Consider the following 24,042-nt stretch of genomic DNA (forward strand, 5'->3'; position numbering starts at 1 on the left):
CCGAGCGGTGCAGCAGTCTTTGAAAACGCATCCGTGTCGAAATGCCGGCGGTCGCCCGCGCATCAAACACGACATGGCATTGCACTGCAACACGATCACGACGGCGCCGCGAAGACGGACCCGCGCGCGCCCGGCGCGCGGTCGTTCACTCGGGCGCGCCGCCCGCCCCGCCCGCCGCCATCTGCCGCTCGCGCAGGATGTAATAGCCGCCGGTGAGGATGCCGATCTGCAAGGCGGTCCCCGCGATCTGGGCGGCGAGCGACAGGATCAGCGTCGCGACCAGCGAGAACATCCCGCCGCCGCCCAGCGCCACGAGCCAGCCCAGGGCCAGCAGCGGCAGGGTGACCGCCAGACTGGCCGCGATCCCCGACAGCACCATCGGCCCGCCGAGCCCGGCGCTGGAGCCGAAGGCCTCCTTGACCGACAGCGGCTCGTCGAGCGCGCAAGCCGGCAGGATGAGGGCGATGCGGGCGAGCAGCGGCAGCAGAATGAGGATCAGGACGCCGGACAGAACGAACACGGTGAAGACCCCGCCCGACACGTCCATGGCGCCGATGATCGCCGTGGTAAGAAAGGCGAGCGGCACGAAGAGCGCGCCCGCGATCAGCATCAGCAGCAGAAAGCGGCCCGCATAGGCGAGTTCCCGTCCACCGACCCTGAGGTTCACCGTCGGCGGCGTTTCATTCAACAGCAGACAGCGATGCCAGGCGACCGAGATCGAGGCGCTCGACAGCAGGGCCAGCGCCAGGAACACGACGCTCGCCAGCAGGTCGCCCGGCGCCGCGGTCATCGGCGTGTCGGGATCGGCCTGCGGCCCCGGCCCCAGCACGAGCTGCGCCAGCATCATCAGCGCGAACCACGCCCAGCAGATCTTGAGAAAATTCTCGAAATTGGAAAACAGCGCCTTGAAGGTGCCGGTGAACAGCCGAACCGTCGTTTGAAAAAACATGCCTCGTTCACTCCGCACGTTCGAGAAATGGGTGACGTGTGTCTTAGCGCACCTCAGTCGGTCTCGTGGTCTCTGCTTTATGTGCGTCTTCCGCGGTTTTCCGCTCTCTCAAGATCTGATATCCGCCGCTCATCACGCCGACCGCAAGGACGACAAGGACCATCGACGCGGCAATGTCGATGAAGAACGACGCCAGTTGCGCACCTCCCAGCACCCGAAGGGCCAACTCAAGGCCGTAGGAAATAGCGGTGATGCAAAGCCCGGCGAGGTAAACGGCAAGCGCCATCGGCAACCCGAGTCCTTCGCTGTCCGTGAAGGCCTCACCCAGCGTCATCGGTTCGTCGACGGCAACCGCCGGCAGCATCATGCTCAACCTGAGAAGGAACGGCAGAATCAGGAAGTTGAGCAGCGTCGACGCGACAAGAGCTTCCAGTTGGGTCGAAGGCTGCCAGATCACGGCGGCCATCAACGCCACCAGAAGAAGGGGAATGCACGTCAGCAGCGCCAACGCACCGCGGAGCAGGAACTTGATCTCTCGCTTCCAGACTCTCAGGTGAATGAAGCCAGGCGCTTCATCGAGCAGCAGTTTCCGATGCCAAGCCACGGGAACGGAGCAGAGCACAAACACCACCACCAGCGCTCCGGCGAAGACCGCACCCTGGAACGGCGCTGGAGCGCCTGCAAGCGGAACCCGGCCGAAATGCCCGGCCGGCGTTAGCAAGGCCGCGAAAACCTGCGCTGCAATGAGCAAGACACCCCAAGCCCAGGTTATCTTCAGAAAATCAAGGAAGTTGGAAAACAGCGCCTTGAAGGTGCCGGTGAACAGCCGAACCGTCGTTTGAAAAAACATGAGCCCCCGCAATGCGCGCCAAGAAACGTCTCGGTTGCAGCATTCCAACCCTTGCGCGACTTCGCAAGTCGCGCCGGCGAAAAACCGGGGATGACGGGCGCGCCGCGACGGCCGCCGGCCGCGCCTACCGATTCGCCCGCCCGGACCGCCCGCGCACGACGTCGACGGCGCGGCGGGCCTCGCTGCGATGGGCCGCGCGCCGGCGCGCCTCCGCCTCTTCCATTTCGGCGAGCTTCAGCCCGACTTCGTCGGCGAAGCGCTCGCGCGCCAGCGCATAGGCCGTCGCATGCAGGCTCGCGAACAGCCAGGTGACGATCACCATCGCCCCCATCGGCAGGAGCGCGGAGCGCAGTTGCGCGACCGGCCCCGTTCCGCTTACGAAGATGTCGGCCAGCGACAGCACGAGCGCCCAGACGGCAACGCCCACCCCGCCAAGGACGGAGACCGCCAGGGCCGCGACCGCGAGTGCCCAGCCGATGCCGCGCGTGAGCCGCCAGGACTCCTTCAGCGTCATGGCATCGTCGAGCGCGGCGGCCGGGAGCACCAGCGACACCCGCTGAACCAGCATGACGGCGACGAAGGGGCTGGCGATCATGGCGAAGACCCCGATCGGCCCCGTGATCGGCACGAGCATGCCCGACAGGATCGTCAGCGGGATCAGGAACACGACGCCGAGCACGCCGAGGACGACCAGCTTCCAGGCGACGCGCAGATTGCGGGCCCCGAAGGCCAGAAAGAACTCGTGCCGGCCGAGCAGCAACCGCCGCAGATAGGCGACGCCGATGGAAAAGCCGGCGGCGATGTTGGCGAGCACGGCGAGCAGACGCAGCGCCGCCTCCCGGTCGGCGGTCCCGGTCCCCTCGACGATGGGCTCCATCATGTAGGAGCCGGTCGTGAAGCCGCCGCTCGCCGGCGTCAGCGACACGCTGATCGCCACATTGAGCGCGACCAGCAGGAGCATGTAGCCCCAGCCGGCGGCAAACAGCGTGCCGATGCGCGTGCGCGCCAGATCGAGCGTTCGGCTGAGGACGGTCAGAAGCATCCGGGGTTCTCCTTGTCGCCCTGAGATGCGGGCTCGACGTCGCCGGGTCAAGGTCCGACGCGCGTCTCATGGCCCTTTGCAGGCCCTTGCGCGCGGGGATGGCGCGCCCTATTCAAACGACGGTAGGATATCGCGCGGCACCGGAGCGCTTCCGCTGTCGCGGTTCACGCGGACCTGGGATTCGGATCGGGATCATGCAAGGCGAGAGTTTTCCCGGGGCGCAAGCCCCCAGCCCGACGGCTCACGCGGGCCCGGCCAACGAACCGCCGCCCGCCTCCCCGCTGCGCGCCGGTCCGGCGCCGCGCCGCGTCTCGGTCCCGGTCAAGGTCGGCTCGGTCACCGTCGGCGGCGGCGCGCCGGTCGTCGTCCAGTCGATGACCAACACCGACACGGCCGACATCGACGCCACCGTCGCCCAGGTCTCCGCGCTGGCCACCGCCGGATCGGAAGTGGTGCGCATCACCGTCGACCGCGACGAGGCCGCCGCCGCCGTCCCGAAGATCCGCGACCGGCTGGCGCGCATCGGCTGTCACGTGCCGCTGGTCGGCGACTTCCACTACATCGGGCACAAGCTGCTGACGGATCACCCGGCCTGCGCCGAGGCACTCGCCAAATACCGCATCAATCCGGGCAACGTCGGCTTCAAGGACAAGCGCGACAGGCAGTTCGGCCAGATCATCGAGCTGGCGCTGACCCACGACAAGCCCGTGCGCATCGGCGTCAACTGGGGCTCGCTCGACCAGGAGCTGCTGACCCATCTGATGGACGAAAACGCCAAGCAGGCCGAGCCCGCGCCGGCGGACGCGGTGATGCGCGAGGCGATCATCCGCTCCGGCCTGATGTCGGCGGCGCGCGCCGAGGAGATCGGCCTGCCGCGCGACAAGATCCTGCTGTCGGCCAAGGTCAGCCAGGTTCAGGACCTGATCGCGGTCTATACCGATCTCGCCGCGCGCTGCGACTACGCGCTGCATCTCGGCCTGACGGAAGCCGGCATGGGCACCAAGGGCATTGTCGCCTCCGCCGCCTCCATGGGCATCCTGCTGCAACAGGGGATCGGCGACACGATCCGCGTCTCCCTCACGCCGGAACCCGGCGGCGACCGCACCCGCGAGGTGCAGGTGGCGCAGGAACTGTTGCAGGTGATGGGCTTCCGCTCCTTCGTTCCGGTCGTGGCCGCCTGTCCGGGCTGCGGACGCACCACCTCCACCGTGTTTCAGGAGCTGGCGCAGGACATTCAGGACAACATCCGCGTGTCCATGCCGGAATGGCGCAAGAAGTATCCCGGCGTCGAGACGCTCAATGTCGCTGTGATGGGCTGCATCGTGAACGGCCCCGGCGAGAGCAAGTTCGCCGACATCGGCATTTCGCTGCCCGGCACCGGCGAGACGCCGGCCGCCCCGGTCTTCGTCGACGGCAAGAAGGTCGCCACCCTGCGCGGTCCCAACATCGCCGACGATTTCAAGGCGATGGTCGACGACTACATCGAGACGCGCTTCGGCGGCGATCGCCCGGCCGCCGAATGACCCCGACATCGCCCGCATCCGGGCCGGCGCGCCCGACGGATATCCTGGTGGTCAGTTCGCAGGTGGTGCGCGGCGCCGTCGGCACCCGCATCGCCGGTTTCGCGCTGGAGCGCCTCGGCTTTCGGGTCTGGCTGCTGCCGACCGTGCTGCTGCCCTGGCATCCGGGACAGGGACCGGGCACCCGTCACGTGCCCGACGACGCAACCTTCGCCGCTCTGGTCGACGATCTGATCGGGTCGGACGGGCTTTCGCGCGTCGGCGCGGTCCTGTCGGGCTATCTCGGCAGCGCGGGCCAGGCGGGCCACGTGGCCCGGCTGGTGGCGGCGGTGCGGGCCGCCAATCCCGACGCGCTCTACGTCTGCGATCCGGTCAGCGGCGATCGCTCCGGGCTCTACGTTCCGGAAGCGACGGCCGCGGCCCTGCGCGACACGCTGGTCCCGCTGGCCGATGTCGCGACCCCCAATCTGTTCGAACTGACGTGGATGAGCGGAACCGAGGTGACGAGCGAGGCGGAGGCCATCGCCGCCGCGCGCAGGCTGGGGCCTGCCCGCGTGCTCGTCACCTCCGCCCCGGCACTCAGGCGCAACGCGGTGTCCAACCTGCTGGTGACGGCCCGCGCGAGTATCGCCGCCGAGCATGGCGCCATCCCCAACGCCCCCCACGGCACCGGCGATCTCATGTCGGCGCTCTTCACCGCGCATCTGGTCTCGGGCCTCGACGACGAGGCCGCGCTCAAGCGCGCGGCGGCAAGCGTCTTCGATCTCGTCGCCCGCTCCGTCAAGCAGGGCGCCGCCGATCTCATGATCTCCGGCGAACAGGGCACGCTGCTGCAGCCGATGGCGCTCGTCTCCAGCCGGCGCGTGCTCGACGCGCCGATCCGCGCCTGAGGCGCCCGTCATGTCAAAGGCAAGGCGATGAAGATCGCCGGCGTCGACGGCTGCCGTGCGGGCTGGATCGTCGTGACCCGCGATCTCGAGGGCCGCGCGCCGCCCACCCTCGATCTCGTACCCCGCTTCGCCGATCTGCTGACGCCCGACGGCCCGGACGTGATCGCCGTCGACATGCCGATCGGCCTGCCCGAGCGCGCCGGCCCCGGCGGACGCGGGGCGGAACGCGCGGTACGCCCGCTGCTCGGCCCGCGCCAGTCCTCGGTCTTCTCCGTGCCCGCGCGCAGCGCCGTCTGGTGCCAGGACTACGGCGAGGCCTGCCGGGCGGCCCTGGCCGCGTCCGACCCGCCGCGCAAGGTCTCGAAGCAGGCGTTTCATCTGTTTCCAAAGATCCGGGAGATCGACGCGCTGATGACGCCGGAGCTGGAGGCCCGCGTCTATGAGGTCCACCCGGAGGTCGCCTTCTGGCGCCTCAACGACGAGTGCCCCATGGCGCTGCCGAAGAAGGTGAAATCGCGGGCGAACCCGGCCGGACTGGAGGAACGCGCGGAGCTTCTGGCGCGCCACGGCGTCGACCCCGCCTTTCTGGCGCAGCGCCCGCCGCGCGGGGCCGGGCGCGACGATCTGATCGACGCCTGCGTGAATGCGGTGATCGCGGCGCGCATCGCGCACGGCACAGCCACGCCCTTTCCCGGGAATTTCGAACGTGACGCCAAGGGCCTCAGAATGGCGATCTGGGCCTGATCAAACCACGCTTCGCGGCCGTCGCGCGCTTACTGCGGCTTGACGGCGGGGCGTGGCGCGTTCGGATCGCCCGCCCCCTCGGCCGCCGCCTGCGCGTCGCCGCCGCCAAAGCCGGAGAACAGCCGGCCGAAGAACCCGCCGCCGCTGTCACGCTCGGGCGCGAAGGCGGTCTGCGTCGCCGGGCCCGGCTGGGCCGCCGGTGCGCTCTGATCGGCCGTGGCGGTCGCCGTCGCGCCTTGCGCGGGTCCGTCTTGCGCGCCGTTTCCGGCCGCATCGGCCTGCGTCTCGTCGTCGTCCGTGCCGCCCCCGAACAGCGCGGCGAGTTGCGCCCTGCGCTTTTCCGCGCGCGCTTCGGCCAGCACGATCTGCTCGAACTGCTCCGCGTCCTGTTGCTGCTTGCGCGCGACCGCCACCTCGATGGAATCGGGAATGTCGTAGGCCGGACACTTGGCCCGCGCCCGGAACGGCACGCCCTCCACCAGCGGCGTCGCGTCGAAGACGTAGCGCTTCTCGCAGACCTCGATCTTCGGGGGAACCTTCGTCACCTCGAAATGGTCGTAGCCGCGCTTGAGCATCTGCCAGAATTCGAAATGCTCGTTATCGCGATGCCGGGCCATGTTTTCCGCAGTCATGCGGAAGGGAAACGCCTGAACCTGGAAGGAGCGCTGGCCGCCGCGGAAACTGTCGCGGGCAAGCGCGTAGATGTCCTGAACCTGCGCGTCGGTCATCGCGTAGCAGCCACGCGAGGAACACGCGCCATGCACCATCAGATGCGAGCCGGTACGGTCGTGCGCCTGATCGAAGCGGTTGGGGAAGCCGAGGTTGAAGGCCAGATGATAGCTCGAATTCGGGTTCATCAGCGCCGGGGTGATCTCGTAGAAGCCCTCAGGCGCCTGCCGGTCGCCTTCCTTGAACTTCGGCCCGAGCTTGCCCGACCACTTGCAGATCTCGAAGGTTTCCAGGAGCGCGAAGCGGCCGGACTTCGTCTGCTTCCAGACCTCCAGCTCGGATTCTTCCTTGAAGATCCGCAGCATGATGGGGCTGGTCTTGTCCATGTCGAGCCGCGCCATGGCGCGCTTGACCTCGGCGCTGACCGGGCGCAGGTGCTTCGGGCCGTAGCCGAGTTCATCCGCCTGACAGGCGGCCAGCAGCCCGCCGAGGGCCACGACCGCCAGAGCTTTCGAGACGGCGCGGCCGATCGACCGACGCCCCTTTGTGTCATCGCGCGCCATCTGCGCCATGCCGTATCCTCGTTCGCCTGCCCCGGCTGCCAAGAGCCGCGGCCTGACACCTGTCGCGACCACCATGCCGGATCGCATTTCCGACAGGCTAGTCACGAAGCGTTTACCACAGGTTACGACGCACGTCGCGCACGCGCGCTCCCCGGTATGGTGCTGACTCAGGATTCAGGCTTTTTCTCGGCAAAGGCCCACGCATCGCGCGGCATGCGCCACACCGCCGGGCGCGCGCACGACCGGGTGAGCCGGGCAGACCGCGTTCAGAGCGAGCGGCCGATCTGCAGGAACTTGCGGCGGCGGTGATCGCGGATCTCGTCGGCGCTCATGCCGTCGAAGCGGGAGAGCGCGGCCTCGATGGCCGTTCCGGCGCGGTCGACGACGATCTCCTTCGCCCGATGCGCGCCGCCGAGCGGCTCCTCGACGATCTCGTCGATCACCTTGAGCTGCATCAGGTCCTGCGCGGTGATCTTCATGTTGGTCGCCGCGTCCTGCGCCCGCGCGCTGTCGCGCCACAGGATCGAGGCGCCCGCTTCCGGCGAGATCACGCTGTAGATCGCATGCTCCAGCATCGCCACGTGATTGGCCGTGGCGATCGCGATGGCCCCGCCCGATCCGCCCTCGCCGATGACGAGCGCGATATTCGCCGTGCCGAGCGACAGGCAGCGGTCGGTGGAGCGGGCGATCGCCTCCGCCTGGCCGCGCTCCTCGGCGCCGATGCCCGGATAGGCGCCGGCGGTGTCGACGAAGGAGACGACCGGCAGGCCGAAGCGCTCCGCCATGTCCATGATGCGCACCGCCTTGCGGTATCCTTCCGGGCGCGCCATGCCGAAGTTGCGCTTCAGCCGCGACTGCGTGTCCGCGCCCTTTTCCTGGCCCAGCACGGCCACCGAGCGCCCGCGAAACCGGCCGATGCCGGCGATCACCGCCGCGTCCTCGGCGAAACTGCGGTCGCCGGCGAGCGGCGTGAAATCCTCGATCAGGCCGGCGATATAGTCGATCGCATGCGGCCGGTCGGGATGGCGGGCGACCAGCGTCTTCTGCCAGGGCGTCAGCTTGGCGTAGAGATCCTTGAGCGTCTGCTCGGCCTTCTTCTCCAGCCGTTCGATCTCGTCCGAAACCTCCACTTCCTCGCCGGAGGCGGCAACCGCGCGCAATTCGTGAACCTTGCCCTGAAGGTCGGCGACGGGCTTTTCGAACTCGAGAAAACTGTGCATCGAACGTGGATCCAGGCGCTGTGCGGGCGGTTTCGCCCGCGACTTATTGCGGCGCGACACTGGCGAGCCGGGGGGGCGCTGTCAAGAGATGCCAGGCGGCCATCTGGCGCAACCCGTGCGCATGGCTCGACGGCGAACGCGCCCGGGAACCCGAGGGACGCACGCCCGGATGTGCCCGGGTCCGCAAAGGGAAGCGCGGCGGCGCTGCGTGGCGAGAACGGCCGCAATACCGCGCTCAGCGCGCGGCCTGGTCGCGTCCCTGCGAGATTTCCAGCTTGCGCGGTTCCACGACCAGCGTGCCGCTCTTGGTGCCCATGGCGATGCGATAGGGCACGAAGACCCCGCCGGAGCCGAGCGGCGCGAGCCAGGCTTCCATCTTGCGGTTCTCGGCCATGTATTTGACCGATTCCTTGGATGGACGATGCCCGGCCACCGGAATCCAGCGCGCGGAGCACACGACCACATCGCCGTCGTAGCCGCGTCCGGACACGGAGCGGGTTTCCTTGTAGCTCAACTGGATGTCGAACCGCGTCCAGCCGTCGAAGACCGGGATCCGGCGCTTGCACACGGAGGCATCCGGCTTGCCGGAATGGCCCTTGACCGGCATCAGGATCGCGCTCAGCGGATCCACGACATTGCGCTTGTGCTTCGACGACACCTCGATGCGCTCCGGATTGGGCTTGAACTGCGGCGTCACCCGCATCTTGCGCACATGTCCGGAGCCTTGCGCCAGATCGACGAAGAAATCCCGGTCGGCCGCGCGCGACGCCATCTTGTAGCGCGAGGGCACGACGGAGCGCCCGTTCAGCCAGCCGGAGGCTTCCGCGCCGCCCTTGCCGGTGGAAAACAGCGTGCCGATGCCGGCCGGCTGCATGCCGATCTTCGCCGAATAGGCGTTCTTCTGGAGCACCAGCGACAGCGAGCCCCGGGCGATCTTGAAGCCCGAGACAGACACGTCGTAGACGCCGCCGAGCCGGGTGGTTTCCGCCGCCGCCCCTTGCGCCATCGTCAGGCAGACCAGCCCCGCCACGGCGGGCGTCACCGCCCTCCTCACACGCCGCAGCGTGTCATGGCGCATTGCCGCATTCGGCTTGAAAAACGAAAGCCTGGACATCGAACCCTCACCCGGAGCGCGGCCTGCTCGGCACGGCTGAAAGACCACGGTACACTCGCCACCACATTCGACCCGAAGCCCCGCACGTGCGTCTCGCCCGAAAGCGGACGCATCCTGCGCGGGGCGCGCGGCCCGGCCCCTTGCCGGAATACAAAAGGCCGGGGCCGGAAGATGAACAGCCTGGGCCGGCAGACGAAGGGCCCGGACGCGCCGTCCTTCAGTGCGCCCGCGCCTGCTCTGTTCCGCTCCAGTGTCCCCCGACACGGTAACCGCATGGTTAACGCTCCGCAAATCGGATCTTGCCGCGGGAACACGGCGGAGACTGCCAGGCAAAGCGACGCTGTTTCCCGCAAGCGCGCAAAGCGACGCGGTCTTTCGTATGCGCGCAAAGCGACGCGGTCCCAGCTTGCGCGCAAAGCGACGCGGTCCCAGCTTGCGCGCAAAGCGACGCGGGTGGGCGCAAGAATGCTTGACGCAGGCGCCCGCGGCCCGTATAGCAACCCGACTTCTCCTTAGATGCCGGTGCGTGCGCGCCGGACCCATCCAGGTCCGCGGCCGATCCGGCAATGTCGCATTCGTCGGGCGCCCGCGCGTCCCCGAGCTGAACCCGCAGGCCGGTCGGTCTGCCGAGATATCGACCCCGCAAGCCGCAAGGTTTGCCGAGAAACAAAAAGGTGTCCCATGGCCCGCCGTTGCGAACTGACCGGCAAGGACGTCATGACCGGCAACAACGTCAGCCACGCCAACAACAAGTCGCGGCGTCGGTTCCTGCCGAACCTGTGCAATGTGTCGCTGATGTCGGAAACGCTCGGCGAGACCTACAAGCTGCGCATCAGCGCCCATGCGCTGCGCACGGTGGAGCATCGCGGCGGCCTCGACGCGTTCCTGCTCAAGGCCTCGGACTCCGAGCTGTCGACCAAGGCGCGCCTGCTGCGCACCGAGATCAAGCGTCGCCAGCAGGCCGCGGCCGCGTAAGGCGCCCTCCGGCGCGACGCGCCGGGTGACGACCTGACGACATATCGGGCGGCGGTCGAGCCGCCCCGGTCGAGGGGCGCCCGGGCGCCTCTTTTGGCGTTTGGCGCGTTGGCGCTCGGGTGGCGTTTGGCGCTTTGGCGCTCGGGCAGACAGTCCCACACCGTCCTCGGCGGGACATGCGGAGGCTCTCGAGCGTCCGGCCTTCGCGCCGAGGCATCAAAATCCGGACGCAGCCGACAGCGGCGTTCGACACGGCCGCCCCCGAGCCGATCCCGCTTTTGAGACGGCACCGCCCCTGGAGACGACCCGCATGACCGACCTTCGCCAGTTCAGTCTCGCCCGCGCCGTTCCGGCGGTGCTCGCCATGGCCGCCGTGATCGTGGCCTCCAACATTCTCGTGCAATATCCGGTGCACGCGACGCTCGCCGGCATCGATCTCGCGGATCTGCTGACCTGGGGCGCCTTCACCTATCCGGCGGCGTTCCTGGTCACCGACCTGACCAACCGCCGCTTCGGCCCCTCGGCCGCGCGCAAGGTGGTGTTCGTCGGTTTCGCCATCGCCGTGCTTCTGTCGATCCTCTTTGCGACGCCGCGCATCGCGCTCGCCTCCGGCACCGCCTTCCTGGTGGCGCATCTGCTCGACATCGCCGTCTTCGACCGGCTGCGCCGCCTGTCGTGGTGGAAGGCGCCGGCGATTTCCTCGCTGCTCGGCTCGCTGATCGACACGGTCCTCTTCTTCGGCATCGCCTTTTCCGCCGCGCTGGTGCCGCTGCTCGGCCATGACGACGCCTTCGCGACCGGCACCGCCCCCTTCCTCGGCGTGATCGCGGTGGAGGTGCCGCGCTGGCTCTCCTGGGCCGCCGGCGATCTGGCCGTGAAGCTGCTGGTGGCCGCCGCGCTGCTGCTGCCCTATCGCCTCGCGCTGGCCTGGTTCGCCCTGTCGCCGGCCCCGAACCGCGCCTGAGGCAAAGCCCTCTCTTTTCGCCAACGAATAAGGCGGCGCGACCTCATCGGGCGCGCCGCCTTTTTTGTCGTCCGGACAGCGCGGGCGCGGACACCCGCAAGAACCCGACTACATCTGCGGAACCACGAGATCGCGCCGCCGGCAGGCCGCCACCACGGTGTTCGCCAGAAGGCAGGCGATGGTCATCGGCCCCACGCCACCCGGCACCGGGGTGATCGCGCCGGCCACCGTTTTCGCCTCCTCGAAGGCGACATCGCCAACGAGCCGCGTCTTGCCCTCGCCCTTGTCGGGGGCCGGCACGCGGTTGATCCCGACGTCGATCACCGTCGCGCCCGGCTTGATCCAGTCGCCGCGCACCATCTCGGGCCGCCCGACGGCGGCGACCAGAATGTCGGCGCGCCGGCACAGCTCCGGGATGTCGCGCGTGCGCGAATGCGCCATGGTCACCGTGCAATTCGCGTTCTGCAGCAGCAGCGCGACCGGCTTGCCGACAAGGATCGACCGGCCGAGCACCACCACGTCGAGACCAGAAAGATCGCCGCCGCGCGCTTCCCTTGCCAGAATGACGCAGCCCTGCGGCGTGCAGGGCACGAGCCCCGGCTTGCCGAGCACGATCCGGCCCGCGTTGGCGGGATGCAGCCCGTCGACATCCTTCGCCGGATCGATGGCCATCACCACCCGGTCCGTATCGATGTGACCGGGCAGCGGCATCTGCACCAGGATGCCGTCGACCTCGCTGTCGGCATTGAGATGGGCGATCAGCGCCATCAGTTCGGCCTCCGGCGTGTCCGCCGGCAGGCGATGCTCGATGGAACGCATGCCGCACTCCGCCGTCTGGCGCACCTTGTTGGCCACATAGACCTGGCTTGCCGGATCGTCGCCGACCAGCACCACGGCGAGGCCAGGCGTCACGCCGGACGCGGCCTTCAGATCGGAAACGGCGGTGGTGACGGCAGCGCGCAGCGCGGCGGCGCGGGCCTTGCCGTCGATGAGGGAAGCGGACATGGAACCTCCGGCGGGTAAACGGACTGATGCGGGAAACGGCGGACGCGCGGGACTATACGCCCCGGCCGCCACAGATGTCGGACAGCCGTGCGGCAATCGCTTGCGCATCTGCGTCAAGATGGATGTGCTTGCGTCGCGCGGTGGCGCCCGACACCAGGGTGACGGCGCGTTTCGGCAGGCCGAGGCGCTTGGCGAGCAGGGCGAGCGCGGCGGCGTTGGCCGCGCCCTTGTCCGGCACGGCCGCGACGCGCAGCTTGAGAACCGTTTCTCCGTCGGCAAGTGTCGCAAGCCCGTCGATGCACGCACGCCCCGCATTGGGGGTCACGCGGACCGCGAGCCGCACCCCGCCGTCGACGGCGCGCCAGGCCTCGGCGCCCTGCGCCATGGCGGACCTCAGAACACGTTGGGATACAGATAGAGAACGATCACCCGCTGCAGCAGGAAGATGCCGAGCAGCAGGACGATGGGCGACAGATCCAGCCCGCCGAGCGGCGGCAGGAACCCGCGGATGCGCCCCAGCAGCGGCTCCGTCAGATTGTAGAGCGCCTGGCCGATCATGGCGACGAACTGATTGCTCGCGTTGATGACATTGAAGGCGAACAGCCAGGAAAAGATGACGTTGGCGATGATGATCCAGACATAAAGGTCGAGGATGATGAGAATCACGTCGAGGATGGCGCGCATGGACGGAAATGCTCCGGCTCGGATCCGTAAGGACTGTCTGCGTTCCATGTAGCGGGCGGGCGGCTGGCCCGCAAGGCCGCGTGTTCCCGCCCTCCTTCGCCGTCTGTCCGGATCGTGTCGCACTCCGGGGAAGCCGGACGAAAAATGACGCCGGAGGGCGTCGGTCAACGCACCGGTCGACGCGCCAGTCGAACGCCCGCCTCCCGCTTCTCCCCAGCCAAGCGCACACCAATGCCCATCCGGCTCATCGCAAGCCTTGACAGCCCCCCTCCGCCTCCCCTAAATGCCGCTCACGTCCGACGGACGCGGGGCCGTAGCTCAGATGGGAGAGCGCTGCAATCGCACTGCAGAGGTCAGGGGTTCGATTCCCCTCGGCTCCACCAAATCCCCGAAAATCGAAATCTGGCCGCCTGGGCATTCCATGCCGGGACGGGCTTGCCTTTCGCGCAGCGCGGGGCGGATCGCCCGTGGGCGGATGACGCCGCCTTGCGCGCATTGAAATTGATTTTTCACCTCAGTTTGCTATCCAGACGGCAGGCAAGCGCCGCGTCGCGGTCCCGTAGCTCAGCAGGATAGAGCATCAGATTCCTAATCTGAGGGTCGCAGGTTCGAATCCTGCCGGGATCGCCATTCCTTATCTGTGTCCGATCCGCAGACATGGGTAACGGTTTGTACCGGAACGGCTCGCCGCCGCTCTTCTTTCCTCCCCGACATTTCTACCCCGCGCGGCGTTCGCAGCGGAGGATACCGGCATTCGGATGGTGCGTGCCGACCGGCTTTGATCTGACGCCCGCAAGTCCACCGACCGTCTTTGCTTGTCGCAATCCGGCCATCGACGGCCCCCGCATGGCGTGAAACGGCGCGCGATTGCGGGCCGCCGGTTCCGATTGCGATCGGCTCCCCGTCGCTCCCGGAACGTTTCGACGATCTGTTCGTTGACGCGGCAGGCGCAACGACTTCGCACAAGCTGTGCGTGGAGCGCGCGAGACGGAAACCGACCGAGCACAGGCTCTGGAGACAAGGGAGTGACGTCACGATGGGCGAGAAATCGAAGGAAAAAAGCCGGCTGACCGAGACCGACCTTGCAAGCAGGAAGATGGGTCGCAATTCCCTGCAAGGCGACGATCAGGCCAATGTCCGCAACCAGCGGCACGCGGTCCCCGACGCCAAACAAGAGGCGGACGACGTGATCGAGAGCTTCGAGAAACTGGACAAGGACGTCCGCGCGAAGCGCGATCTGGGCAAGGGCAACGCCTGAGGCCGCTTGAACGCAACGGCCACCGACAACCCATGGCACTGTGCCGCGCCCGGCCGCGACCGGGCGCGGGTGTCGCCGGCAGGTCGCCGCCTCGGGCAAACCTCGTATCACTCGGGAGCCGGCCACGGCGGGAGAGCGGATCGGGCAAGGCGTGCGTCCGTGCGCCGCCCGAACCTGCGCCAGGATTGCCGCCAGCACTCCAATGGCAGCCGCTGGGCCCGAGTGCCCCGTCGAATCGCCCCCAGCATGCATCCGACGACGCTGCTGGCCCGTCGTCAGCCGGCCAGTCAATCCGGGCGGCGCCCGGCATCGCGCCGGCAGGCGACGCCCGGACGCGAGGCCCGGCCCCCGCCGTCTTTTTCTTGCGTCCTATGCCGCTTTTTCGTTCAGCGTCGCATTGGCGATCTGGCTCATCGTGCGATCGCCGCTGTAGGCGGTGTCGAGATTGTGCTGCAGCTGCGCCGCATCGTCCTCCAGGCCCAGCCTCCGGGCATAGGCGAGCGCCGTGCCATAGCCGGCGATGGCGAAATGGGCCATGCGCTGATACTGCGCCGCGATCATCGCGTCGCGCGGCTCGGGATCGGCGATGTCGGCCGTCAGAAGGTCGGTCTTGATCTCGTCGACGATGCCGTCCATGGCCCGCGAATGCCCCTCTTCCCGCGCGGCGCCATGTCGCTCCAGCAAGGCCTCCATCTCCCCGATGCCCGCGCGAATGCCCTCGACCCCGGCCTCCAGCGCGTCGGTCAGATGCGTGTCATGCGCCAGCATCGCCAGACGACGGGTCGCCGCCAGGGCCTGGCGGTCGGCGCTGTGCATGTCCTGAAGCTGATGAATATAGACGTCCTTGAGATTTCGGATTGTCATATCTGTCTCCTCACTGACGTGATGCTGGAGAGCGAACGCGCGGGTTGGGGTTTCGTTCCGACCGCCCGGCGACGGGATCGATCCCGGGTCTATCGTTCATCCTGCCCGTGGTCGTCGGACGGGATTTCGTCGCGCACCTGCGCCCAGGCCAGAAAGGTGAAGATGAGCGTTCCGCCGACGACATTTCCGGCGAGCACCGGCAGGAAGAAGTCGGTGACGCCCGCGACGATGCTGCTCTGGCCGGTCAGCAGCATATAGGCCATCTCGACGGAGCCGGCGACGACATGCGTGAAGCCGCACACGCCGATCAGCCAGGTAAACAGCGTGATGACCCAGAAGCTCGCCCCTTCGGCCTGCGGCAGCATCCAGACCAGCGCGGCGATCAGGATGCCGGCGGGGATCGCGCGCAGGAAGCCGTCCAGCGCCGGAAGGGCCATTGCCTTGTTCGCGAGCGCGTCGAATGCGCTCCTGATCTCATCGGGCAGCACCTGGCCGTAGGCGATCGCCAGGGCCGCGATGAAACAGCCGATCACATTCGCTGTCAGCACGATCCCCCACAGGCGGGCAAGCCGCCCCAACATGTCCGGGGTCGGGTGCGACACAACCGGCAGCACCGTCATGATGGTGTTTTCGGTGAAGAGCTGCATCCGGCCCAGAATGACAAGCAGAAAGCCGAAGGCGTAGCCGAGGTTTTCAAGGATCGGCAGCCAGTCGCCCGGCGGCAGATGGCTCCGGAACATGGCCTTGCCGACGATCGAGAAGCTGATCAGGACGCCGGCGGCCACCCCGGACCAGAACAGGGACCGGAACGGACGGCTCAATTCCTCCTCGCCTTCGTGGCGGATGACCTCGTGGATGAGGCGTGAGGAGAGTTTGGACGCGCGGTCGATCGATTTGACCTTGGCCTCATCGACGACTTCCGCCACCTCCTCCCGCTCGCTTTTGCCCGGCGCGGCGCTCACGACGTCCCCCCGGAGGCATGCCGTCCGACCAGACTCCGGCGCCGGAGACGGGCCTCGAGCGTCCCGGCCGGACGATCGGGCCAGGCCCGTTCGCGCTCGAGAGCGTCGGCCGTCGGCGGTACGGTTTGCACGGTACAGGTCATCCACATCAACCGGTCGGACCCGGATTGGTTCCATTTGCGCGCAAACCGGCCGGCGGCGGCGTCATGACGGCGGGCGCAATGCCCCTCTGCGCCACGGGTCCGACGGGCCATCTGAGGCCGCACACGCCAGATGGCCTCGCCGCGTCATGCGTCGTCGCCGCCCTGCCCGGGTCGACCGATCCGTCCTCGCGCGGGGGCGTCGAAATTGGCATAACGCGCGCGCCGGGATCGCGCCCTTGAACCAAACCCGAAGCGGCGCATTGCCCCCGCGAACCGGAGAAACTGCAAATGGACGTCAGCGAGTTTCCGCTTCTCGTGCTGCTCGGTCTGTTCACCCTGGCCGCCGCGATCATTCTGGCCTGCGGGGTGCGGATGACCGCGGTCGCCGATCGCATTGCCGACACGACGGGACTTGGCGAGGCGCTCATCGGCGGCGTCCTGCTCGGGGCGGCGACATCCCTGTCGGGGACGGTGGTGTCGGTGACCTCGGCGCTCGACGGGCGCGCCTCGCTCGCCTTTTCCAACGGCGTCGGCGGCATTGCCGCCCAGACCGCGTTCCTGGCCTTGGCCGACGTCCTGCACCGTCGCGCCAATCTGGAACATGCCGCGGCCGAACTGGCCAATGTGTTTCAGAGCGCGCTGCTGATGCTGTTGCTGGCCATCCCCGTTCTGGCCTACGCGGGCCCGGAGGTGACGATTCTCGGCCTCCATCCCGCCTCCTATGCCCTTGTGGCCGTCTATGTGGCCGGCGTCGCCGGTTCCAGGCGCGTGCGCGAGGATCCGATGTGGCGTCCTGTCGGAACGCGCCTGACGCAGGAGGACAAGCCCGCCGAAGACCGACGCGACACGGGCGGCAATCTCGGCCTGTTCGCTCTCTTCGGCGGCCTGATGGCCGTCATGGGACTGGCCGGCTGGGTCATCGCCCAGGTCGCGGGCGAACTGACCGACCGCTACGATCTGTCCGCCTCGCTGGTGGGGGCACTGATGACCGCCGTCGCGACCTCGCTGCCGGAACTGGTCACCACGCTCGCGGCCGTGCATCGCAGGGCGCTGCAACTGGCGGTCGGCGGCATCATAGGCGGCAACACGTTCGACACGCTCTTTCTGACGCTGTCCGACGCCGCGTATCGGGACGGCTCGCTTTACCACGCGCTCACACGCGCCGACTTCTTCTGGCTGGCGACCGGACTGGTGATGACGGCCATCTTGATGCTGGGCCTGATCGTGCGCCAACGCGAGGGGCCGGGCCGTATCGGCTTCGAAAGCGCCGGCATCCTTGCCGTCTATGCGGGAGCTGTCGCGATCCAGTCTCTGGCCATGTGATCCGCCGGTTTTTTTCGACCGGCAAGGCAACGTTTTCGCGAACGCCGCGTTTCCATGGCAGCCGGGACGAAAAACCCGCGTGACCAAAAGGAGATGCAACCGATGAAACGTTTGCTTGCAACGACCGCGCTGGTGGCTGCGATGGCGATGCCCGCCATGGCGGCTCAGCAGATGGACAACACCGCCACGCGCGATCAGATGACCGCCGCCCGGCACATGGACGGCGGGATGACCGTCAGCACGGCGACCCTGATGGGGAAGGCCCTCTTCACCCCCGAAGGCGCATTCGACGAGTCGATGCTGGACACGCCCTACACCGACGCGCCCGATACCTGGGAGAACATCGCCGACATCGAGGACGTGCTGATCACCGCGGACGGTGAGATCACCGCCGTTGTCGTCGATGCTGGCGGCTTCCTCGGAGTTGGAGAAACCAGGAAACGGCTCTCGATGGACAACATCCGCATCGTCCCCGACGAGGATGACGAGGGCGAGTATTTCGCCCTGTTCACCGGCGACCGCAGCCTGATCGAGGACAGCGAGGACTACAGCGCCGAGACGGCCGCCGCCAACGACGAAATGTCGACCCGCGGCGCCTATGCGCAGATGCAGAACCGCCAGATGGGCGACGGGTCGATGTCCGACGACGGGCAGATGTCCGGGGCGCAGCAGAAGGCCGACCGCCGGGTGGGCCCTGACCGCGAGACCCTCGACCGCGCCGAAACGACGGATCTGACCGCGGAAAACCTGGAAGACGCGCGGGTCTACGGAAGCACCAACGAATGGGTCGGCGATGTCGGCGATCTGGTGATCACCGAAGACGGCGAAATCACCCATATGGTCGTGGATGTCGGCGGCTTCCTGGGGATTGGCGAGAAGCCCGTCGCGATGACCTTCGATCAGGTCGACATCCGCCGCGATGGCAGCTGGGGCGGCCTCAACGTCTACATCGAGGCGAGCGAACAGCAGCTTGAGCGCATGGAGCGTTGGGAAGACGAAACCTGATCCGTCCGGCATGTCCGCAAGAACAGGAGGGGCCCGCGCGGCCCCTCTTTTTTTGCCGGCAAGACGACTGGAGCGCCCTTCGGGATGCGCGCGCAGGGCCGCCGGTCCGACACGGCGCGGGCGCGGAAATGCCGACGCTCCGCCTCCGTGTCTTGTCCTCGGGGTCGGTGTCCTGTCCTCGGGGAGCGCTCCTGTCGAGGCACGCGAGATCAACCGACCTCGGTCCCGCCATCCGCCGCCGCCGGATGGCGATCGGTCCTTCACAGGAGAAACCGGACGATCGCCCAGGTGCCGGCGGCGACCGGGAGAAGCGCGATCAACGCGTAGAGGCCATCCCGCGTCAACATGGACAGGGCGAGCAGCGTCACGGCCGCGCCCAGCAGCGAAGACGAAAACGGCACCAGTTCCAGAAAGGGCATCATGGCGCCGAACAGCGTACAGGAAAGCTGCGGAAGGACCCGGAACGGCCGACGGAACAGGAAGCTCAACCGCTCGCGCGTGTGACGATCGAGCCGCGCGGCCCAGGGCCGGATATTCGCCAAGGCCTTTCCGACCCGGTCGCCGCTGAGGTCGCGGCGCATGATCCACTGCGGAAGCCAGACGCACTCGCGACCGATCAGCCCTTGCACGGAAATCAGGAAGATCGCGATGCCGCACAGGCTCGAAAACGCGGGAATGCCGCTGAGCGGGGTCACGACGGCCAGCGCCGGCACGAGAAGAAGCGGCACGAAGCTGGCGCTGCCGAAAGCCTCGACGATATCGCCGACCGCCACCTGATCCCGGCGGGCTTCGTCCATCGCCCGATCGATGATGGCGGACAGCGACCGCAGGTCGGAGCCGTTTTCATTGCTGGATGTCACGACCGTCACCTTGGATCGTTGAGCGGTGGCGTGGCTGCGGTGGAACCCTGCCGGCGTGACGCCGTTGGCATCGAGACACACGAGAGGAGCCCCTTATGCCTGAACCAAACTGGATCTTCATTGTCGCCATGGTCTCTTTCGCCTCGGCCCTGTGGTTCGCGACGCTCGCGATGGATCGAACCCGCCGCGATCAGGTGAAACAGGTTCTCCCATTGGAGCCGCAAGACCGGCCGTAGCCTGGAACAGGCGGCCTTGCCGGTGTGAAGCGGCCTTGCCGGTGTGAATATGGGTATCTTCCCGCGCTGAGACACGGTGTTCCCGCCGGACAAGGCGGCACACGGAAAATGGTTCCCGCAGCCGGTCGACGGAACCTGTCGGATCGCCGCGCGTATGTGTGGTGGAGCTCTCTTCCGCACCGCGCAAGAGATGCCCCCTCGCGCCGGAGGCGGCGCGTCGCAGGCGTCGATGGACAGGAGGCAGAGCGTGGCCTCAGCCGACAATGCCGCCGTTCCCATGGCCCTCACGCCGGCGGCCTGGGTCTCCGCTTGCCGTGCGACCGCCCGGGCGGCCTTCGACATGGAGACGTCGCTGCGCTGCGCCGGCGTCGCCTTCTTCGGATTTCTGTCCGTGTTTCCCGCAATCAGCGCCCTGGTCGCGGTGGTGGGGCTGGTGGCCGACACCCGCGCCCTCGACCTGACCCGTCTGCCCCTTGCCCCCGCCGTGCCGTCCGACATCGTGCAGCTCATCGATACGCGCGTGACCGCCTTCGCCGCGCGCGACACCAGCTTCGGCATCGGCCTGGGCATCAGTCTCGTGGTCGCGATGTGGTCGGGATCGCGGGGCATGAATGCCCTGATCTTCGCCATTTCACGGGCCCACAAGGAAGAAACCCGACGCGGGTTTCTGGCCAGTGTCGTCATGTCGCTGGCGGCGACGCTCGGGGCCTTCGTGACCCTGACGATCATCGTGGTCGCTGTGACGGTCATTCCGGCGATCGCTCTGATCTGGCCATTTCCCGAAAGCCGCGAAACGGCGGTCTTGTGGTTGCGCTGGCCGATCCTGGCGGCGGTTCTGGCCCTTGCGGTCTTCATCCTGTTCAAACAGGCGCCGGACCGGCGGTCCCCGCGCGCGCGATGGGTGGTGCCGGGCGCGGTGCTGGCAACGCTCCTGTGGCTGGGCGGCTCGATGGCGCTCTCGGTCTTCATCGAGAATTTCGGACGCTACAACGCCACCTTCGGGTCGATCGCCGCGGCCGCCGTCTTCATGCTGTGGCTCTACTTCAGCGCGCTCGTTCTGGTTTCCGGCGCCCGGCTGAACGCCGAACTGGAGTGGCGCACCCGGCGCGACTCGACCGTCGGACCGCCGAGGCCGATGGGCGAGCGCGAGGCCTATGTGGCCGACACGCTGGCGTCCGACGTTTTGAGGGAACGAAGCCGTTGACCGCGCGTTGGTTACCGCAATCGAAAAGGAGACCCGCCATGAACTGGGATCAAGTCAAAGGCAAATGGACCGAGATGCAGGGCAAGGCGCGCCAGCAGTGGGGCGAACTGACCGACGACGACCTGGCGGAAGCCAAGGGCAATCGCGAGGAACTGGCCGGCAAGCTCCAGCAGCGCTACGGCAAGACAAAGGAAGACGCCCGGCGCGAAGTGGATGACTGGGTCGCCTCCCTTTGACGGCGCAGCCACCGAAAAGGAGCCGCCCGCATCGGCGCTCTCATACTGTCGACAAACCCCGCCGTTCTGGCGGGGTTTTTGTTGGGTCGGGGTCAGGGCGTTTCTCCGGCGCGGGACGCGCGGCGCTGTCGGGCGTGGCGCATGCGCATCAAGCCAACAGCACAAGGACGACGACCAGGGCGAGAAGCCCGAGCGCCGCGCCGATCAACCGGCCCCTGGTGCTCGACGTGGGCGGCACCATGGATTCCAGCTCCGCATCGGTTTGCGCGGTCTGGGCCAGATGCCGGTTGCGGCGATCGATATCGGCGTCTTGCTCAAGGTGTTCATCCTCCTTGCCGTGGGCCATGGCGTCTTCTCCTTCGTTTCGGGATCTTCTCGTCAACGGCTCACAGGCCGCTGCGTTCCGAAAAAGGCCGACGCTCCCGCAAGCGGAACACTCCCCCGGGGCCGGGCCGGAAAAATGCGGGAGCGCAATGCGATGCGACGCAGCGGTCGGAAAATCCGGGAGATGGATGGAACCTTTTGCCTGCCCGAGCATTGATCGGGGATGTTCAGGACACGCACCGAGGAGGCCATGAAGGTCATCGACTTTTGCGGCAGACAGCGCCGACGGCAGGGCTCCGGCGCGGCCGCGGCCTCCCGAATTGGGCAACGGCTCAAGCTGGCATATGATGAACTCGTCGAGGAACCGGTACCGGAGCGCTTCACGGAGCTTCTGCGCGCGCTCGACGAGGCGGACAGCGTTGCCATGCCTGAAACGGCCCGAAAAGGACATCGCTGAAGAATGACGACACGCACAGATTTCAAGGCAGATCTCTTGGCGTCCATCCCCAGTTTGCGCGCGTTCGGGCTGTCGCTCAGCGGACACGCGGATCGGGCCGACGACCTGGTTCAGGAAACGCTGGTCAAGGCCTGGCACAAGCAGGACACATTCAGGCCGGGAACGAACATCCGCGCCTGGCTGTTCACCATCCTGCGCAACGAGTTCTATTCGCAGATGCGCAAGAGGGGCCGCGAGGTCTCGGACGCCCAGGGGGCCTTGACGGAACGCCTCGCGTCCCATCCGGAGCAGACCGGCACGCTGGATCTTCAGGACATGAAGGTCGCCCTGCAGCAATTGCCCGAGGACCAGCGCGAGGCGATCGTTCTCGTCGGCGCGTCGGGCCTGAGCTACGAGGAAGCCGCGCAAGTTTGCGGCTGTGCGGTGGGGACCGTCAAGAGCCGGGTCTCGCGGGCCCGCGACAGGCTGGCCGAGATCCTCCAGATCGACGACAGCAGCGACTACGGCCCCGACGCGGTCGCAACCCATGTTCTGGCGCAGCCCGCCATCGGCTGACCGCGACACAGGAGACGACGACCATGCCGCAGAAAGACCACGGGTCCTCCGTCAAGAACGACGAGGTCTATGAACGGCTGCGCGATGAGGGCGCCTCCAAGGAGAAAGCGGCGCGCATCGCCAATGCCACCGCCAACGACCGTCAACACCCCTCGAAAAAGGGCGGCGAGGCGGCAAGATACGAAGACTGGACCAGGGCGGAGCTCTACCAACGCGCCTCGGAAATCGGCATCGACGGGCGCTCCTCCATGAACAAGGACGAGCTGATTTCCGCCCTGCGCAATCATTGAAGGGTCCCGGTGACGGCTTGCGGCGGATGGCGCGGGCGGTCCGCTCTCTTGGCCCCGGAGCCGGGTCCAGCGCATGTCGCGCCGCTGCCGCCACCTCTTTCCGACGTCGCACCCCGAGAAATGCAGTCAGCCGAATTCCGAAGCGGCGACGAACAATGTGTAGGTCACCCCGTCGGCGTCGAAGGACAGGCTCCCGGTTCCATTGACCGCGGTCGGCACGATCCGTTCGAGCAGTGTATTGCCGAAGCTCTTGTCGCTTTGAAGGGGTATCACGGCCGGGCCCGGCGTTTCGTGCCAGACGATCCATGCCCCCGGCCCCCGATCGTCGGTCCTTCCAACGGCGGTGCACTCGATCGCGATCAGGCCGTCGCCCTGGGCCAGGGCGCCATGAACGATGGCGTTGGCCACCAGTTCGTGCAGCGCCAGACCAATGTGGAGCGCGGCATTGGGCGTGAAATTGGGGTTGTCGCCGGTGACCTCGAGCCGCACGCCGTCGCGTTGAACGACGTTGACCACCTGTTGATCGACCAGTTCCTGCAATCGCGCGCCGCGCCAGTCGCTCGCGGTGATCACATCCTGCGACTTGGCGAGCGATTGCACGCGCCCGGTGAAGGAACGCAGAAACCCCTCGATTGTCCTGGCCGTCCGCGCGGTCTGGGCCGACAGGCTGAGAACCATGGCAAGCATGTTCTTGGAACGGTGGGAAACCTCCAACAGCAAGGCCTGGAGCGAGCGCTCGCGCTGGTTTTCCTTCGTGACGTCGATGGAGGAGCACAGGTAGCCGGCGGCCTCCCCGCTGGCCTCGTCCCGCATCGCCTCGATCGTCAGCCTGAGATGACAGTCCGCTTGCCCCGAAACGGTCTCCTTGAGCGGAACGACCTCGACGGATTGCTTGTCATCCGTCTCGAGTGCCCGCTGCTTGGCGACCGCGAAGGCGGCGACGCTGGCGGGGTCGAACACATCCGCATCGGTTGCGCCGATCAGGTCACGGCTGGCCCAGATGGATTGCAGGTTCACGAACCAGACGAATTGACCGCTGCTGTCCTGGAAGAACACGGTCACCGGCGACCCCGCCAGCGCCCGCGACAACAGAGCAAAGTCTGGATGGTCGAACATCGCGGATTGTCCAGACAGCA

At 67.5% G+C, this 24,042-nt stretch carries 28 protein-coding genes and 2 tRNA genes; 16 read left to right on the forward strand and 14 right to left on the reverse strand.

Features of this window, described 5'->3' with window-relative positions; genetic code table 11:
• Positions 1–145: 145 nt before the first annotated feature.
• The 3 genes from ABL312_RS16375 to ABL312_RS16385 form a co-directional block, all read right to left on the reverse strand.
• Positions 146–949: a hypothetical protein gene (locus tag ABL312_RS16375; protein ID WP_349358467.1), complete on the reverse strand. Its 804-nt coding sequence runs from the start codon at positions 947–949 to the stop codon at positions 146–148.
• A 43-nt stretch (positions 950–992) separates the two neighbouring features.
• The gene (locus ABL312_RS16380; RefSeq protein ID WP_349358468.1) at positions 993–1,799 is read right to left on the reverse strand and encodes a hypothetical protein; all 807 of its coding nucleotides are present in this window, start codon (positions 1,797–1,799) and stop codon (positions 993–995) included.
• Between the two features lie 124 nt (positions 1,800–1,923).
• Complete coding sequence (locus ABL312_RS16385) at positions 1,924–2,841, reverse strand: 4-hydroxy-3-methylbut-2-en-1-yl diphosphate synthase (protein ID WP_349358469.1); 918 nt, start codon at positions 2,839–2,841, stop codon at positions 1,924–1,926.
• A gap of 194 nt (positions 2,842–3,035) precedes the next feature.
• Between ABL312_RS16385 and ispG the strand changes: the two genes are divergently transcribed.
• The 3 genes from ispG to ABL312_RS16400 are packed head-to-tail and all read left to right on the forward strand — an operon-like array spanning position 3,036 to position 5,995.
• Positions 3,036–4,364 (forward strand): flavodoxin-dependent (E)-4-hydroxy-3-methylbut-2-enyl-diphosphate synthase, encoded by a 1,329-nt coding sequence (gene ispG / locus ABL312_RS16390; protein WP_349358470.1) that lies wholly within the window; start codon positions 3,036–3,038, stop codon positions 4,362–4,364.
• Positions 4,361–5,251, forward strand: a complete 891-nt coding sequence (gene pdxY / locus ABL312_RS16395; protein ID WP_349358471.1) for a pyridoxal kinase PdxY — start codon at positions 4,361–4,363, stop codon at positions 5,249–5,251. Before ispG ends, pdxY begins: the two co-directional genes overlap by 4 nt.
• A 27-nt stretch (positions 5,252–5,278) precedes the next feature.
• Positions 5,279–5,995, forward strand: coding sequence for a DUF429 domain-containing protein (locus ABL312_RS16400; protein WP_349358472.1), 717 nt, complete (start codon positions 5,279–5,281; stop codon positions 5,993–5,995).
• A gap of 29 nt (positions 5,996–6,024) precedes the next feature.
• On the opposite strand, the gene ABL312_RS16405 is transcribed toward ABL312_RS16400, so the two are convergent.
• From ABL312_RS16405 to ABL312_RS16415, 3 genes are all read right to left on the reverse strand, one after another.
• Entirely contained in the window at positions 6,025–7,236 is a 1,212-nt protein-coding gene (locus tag ABL312_RS16405) for a L,D-transpeptidase family protein (RefSeq protein WP_349358473.1), read from the reverse strand.
• Between the two features lie 257 nt (positions 7,237–7,493).
• Positions 7,494–8,447, reverse strand: coding sequence for an acetyl-CoA carboxylase carboxyltransferase subunit alpha (locus ABL312_RS16410; RefSeq protein WP_349358474.1), 954 nt, complete (start codon positions 8,445–8,447; stop codon positions 7,494–7,496).
• A 235-nt stretch (positions 8,448–8,682) separates the two neighbouring features.
• Positions 8,683–9,489, reverse strand: a complete 807-nt coding sequence (locus ABL312_RS16415) for a DUF3108 domain-containing protein (protein WP_349358475.1) — start codon at positions 9,487–9,489, stop codon at positions 8,683–8,685.
• Between the two features lie 753 nt (positions 9,490–10,242).
• On the opposite strand from ABL312_RS16415, the gene rpmB reads away from it, so the two are divergent.
• Positions 10,243–10,536 carry a 50S ribosomal protein L28 gene (gene rpmB / locus ABL312_RS16420; RefSeq protein WP_349358476.1) on the forward strand — a complete coding sequence of 98 codons (294 nt, stop codon included), beginning with the start codon at positions 10,243–10,245 and terminating at the stop codon, positions 10,534–10,536.
• 310 nt (positions 10,537–10,846) lie between these two features.
• The gene (locus ABL312_RS16425) at positions 10,847–11,500 is read left to right on the forward strand and encodes a queuosine precursor transporter (RefSeq protein WP_349358477.1); all 654 of its coding nucleotides are present in this window, start codon (positions 10,847–10,849) and stop codon (positions 11,498–11,500) included.
• Positions 11,501–11,608: 108 nt separating this feature from the next.
• Here ABL312_RS16425 and folD read toward each other — a convergent pair whose 3' ends face one another.
• Genes folD through ABL312_RS16440 form a run of 3 tightly spaced genes read right to left on the reverse strand, consistent with a single transcriptional unit; the run spans position 11,609 to position 13,189 of the window.
• Positions 11,609–12,505, reverse strand: coding sequence for a bifunctional methylenetetrahydrofolate dehydrogenase/methenyltetrahydrofolate cyclohydrolase FolD (gene folD / locus ABL312_RS16430; RefSeq protein ID WP_349358478.1), 897 nt, complete (start codon positions 12,503–12,505; stop codon positions 11,609–11,611).
• Between the two features lie 52 nt (positions 12,506–12,557).
• Complete coding sequence (locus ABL312_RS16435) at positions 12,558–12,890, reverse strand: DUF167 family protein (RefSeq protein WP_349358479.1); 333 nt, start codon at positions 12,888–12,890, stop codon at positions 12,558–12,560.
• 8 nt (positions 12,891–12,898) lie between these two features.
• Positions 12,899–13,189 carry a YggT family protein gene (locus ABL312_RS16440; RefSeq protein ID WP_349358480.1) on the reverse strand — a complete coding sequence of 97 codons (291 nt, stop codon included), beginning with the start codon at positions 13,187–13,189 and terminating at the stop codon, positions 12,899–12,901.
• Between the two features lie 307 nt (positions 13,190–13,496).
• On the opposite strand from ABL312_RS16440, the gene ABL312_RS16445 reads away from it, so the two are divergent.
• The 3 genes from ABL312_RS16445 (at position 13,497) to ABL312_RS16455 (ending at position 14,447) form a co-directional block, all read left to right on the forward strand.
• Positions 13,497–13,572, forward strand: a tRNA-Ala gene (locus tag ABL312_RS16445).
• Between the two features lie 170 nt (positions 13,573–13,742).
• Positions 13,743–13,819 (forward strand) — tRNA-Arg (locus tag ABL312_RS16450).
• A gap of 181 nt (positions 13,820–14,000) precedes the next feature.
• Positions 14,001–14,447, forward strand: coding sequence for a hypothetical protein (locus tag ABL312_RS16455; RefSeq protein WP_349358481.1), 447 nt, complete (start codon positions 14,001–14,003; stop codon positions 14,445–14,447).
• Between the two features lie 369 nt (positions 14,448–14,816).
• Here ABL312_RS16455 and ABL312_RS16460 read toward each other — a convergent pair whose 3' ends face one another.
• Positions 14,817–15,311, reverse strand: coding sequence for a DUF892 family protein (locus ABL312_RS16460; protein WP_349358482.1), 495 nt, complete (start codon positions 15,309–15,311; stop codon positions 14,817–14,819).
• A gap of 89 nt (positions 15,312–15,400) precedes the next feature.
• On the reverse strand, positions 15,401–16,420 hold the full coding sequence (locus ABL312_RS16465) for a formate/nitrite transporter family protein (protein WP_349358483.1): 1,020 nt from the start codon (positions 16,418–16,420) through the stop codon (positions 15,401–15,403).
• A 284-nt stretch (positions 16,421–16,704) separates the two neighbouring features.
• Here ABL312_RS16465 and ABL312_RS16470 point away from each other — a divergent pair, with 284 nt between their 5' ends.
• Positions 16,705–17,739 (forward strand): sodium:calcium antiporter, encoded by a 1,035-nt coding sequence (locus tag ABL312_RS16470; protein WP_349358484.1) that lies wholly within the window; start codon positions 16,705–16,707, stop codon positions 17,737–17,739.
• A gap of 102 nt (positions 17,740–17,841) precedes the next feature.
• Positions 17,842–18,744, forward strand: a complete 903-nt coding sequence (locus tag ABL312_RS16475) for a PRC-barrel domain-containing protein (protein ID WP_349358485.1) — start codon at positions 17,842–17,844, stop codon at positions 18,742–18,744.
• A 260-nt stretch (positions 18,745–19,004) separates the two neighbouring features.
• Here ABL312_RS16475 and ABL312_RS16480 read toward each other — a convergent pair whose 3' ends face one another.
• Positions 19,005–19,604, reverse strand: a complete 600-nt coding sequence (locus ABL312_RS16480; protein WP_349358487.1) for an exopolysaccharide biosynthesis protein — start codon at positions 19,602–19,604, stop codon at positions 19,005–19,007.
• 95 nt (positions 19,605–19,699) lie between these two features.
• On the opposite strand from ABL312_RS16480, the gene ABL312_RS16485 reads away from it, so the two are divergent.
• The 3 genes from ABL312_RS16485 (at position 19,700) to ABL312_RS16495 (ending at position 21,280) form a co-directional block, all read left to right on the forward strand.
• The gene (locus ABL312_RS16485; protein WP_349358488.1) at positions 19,700–19,840 is read left to right on the forward strand and encodes a hypothetical protein; all 141 of its coding nucleotides are present in this window, start codon (positions 19,700–19,702) and stop codon (positions 19,838–19,840) included.
• A 247-nt stretch (positions 19,841–20,087) separates the two neighbouring features.
• A complete protein-coding gene (locus tag ABL312_RS16490; protein WP_349358489.1) occupies positions 20,088–21,044 on the forward strand; it encodes a YihY/virulence factor BrkB family protein in 957 nt (318 codons plus the stop codon).
• 38 nt (positions 21,045–21,082) lie between these two features.
• Entirely contained in the window at positions 21,083–21,280 is a 198-nt protein-coding gene (locus ABL312_RS16495) for a CsbD family protein (protein ID WP_349358490.1), read from the forward strand.
• 148 nt (positions 21,281–21,428) lie between these two features.
• Here ABL312_RS16495 and ABL312_RS16500 read toward each other — a convergent pair whose 3' ends face one another.
• Positions 21,429–21,626 carry a hypothetical protein gene (locus ABL312_RS16500; RefSeq protein WP_349358491.1) on the reverse strand — a complete coding sequence of 66 codons (198 nt, stop codon included), beginning with the start codon at positions 21,624–21,626 and terminating at the stop codon, positions 21,429–21,431.
• 228 nt (positions 21,627–21,854) lie between these two features.
• Between ABL312_RS16500 and ABL312_RS16505 the strand changes: the two genes are divergently transcribed.
• Genes ABL312_RS16505 through ABL312_RS16515 form a run of 3 tightly spaced genes read left to right on the forward strand, consistent with a single transcriptional unit; the run spans position 21,855 to position 22,906 of the window.
• Positions 21,855–22,061, forward strand: a complete 207-nt coding sequence (locus ABL312_RS16505) for a NepR family anti-sigma factor (RefSeq protein ID WP_349358493.1) — start codon at positions 21,855–21,857, stop codon at positions 22,059–22,061.
• Positions 22,062–22,064: 3 nt separating this feature from the next.
• Positions 22,065–22,616, forward strand: a complete 552-nt coding sequence (locus tag ABL312_RS16510) for a sigma-70 family RNA polymerase sigma factor (protein WP_349358494.1) — start codon at positions 22,065–22,067, stop codon at positions 22,614–22,616.
• 23 nt (positions 22,617–22,639) lie between these two features.
• The gene (locus tag ABL312_RS16515; protein ID WP_349358495.1) at positions 22,640–22,906 is read left to right on the forward strand and encodes a Rho termination factor N-terminal domain-containing protein; all 267 of its coding nucleotides are present in this window, start codon (positions 22,640–22,642) and stop codon (positions 22,904–22,906) included.
• A 126-nt stretch (positions 22,907–23,032) separates the two neighbouring features.
• Here ABL312_RS16515 and ABL312_RS16520 read toward each other — a convergent pair whose 3' ends face one another.
• On the reverse strand, positions 23,033–24,022 hold the full coding sequence (locus tag ABL312_RS16520; RefSeq protein WP_349358496.1) for an HWE histidine kinase domain-containing protein: 990 nt from the start codon (positions 24,020–24,022) through the stop codon (positions 23,033–23,035).
• Between the last annotated feature and the right edge of the window lie 20 nt (positions 24,023–24,042).

This window comes from Stappia sp. (assembly GCF_040110915.1).
In the GTDB taxonomy this organism is placed as follows: Bacteria; Pseudomonadota; Alphaproteobacteria; order Rhizobiales; family Stappiaceae; genus Stappia.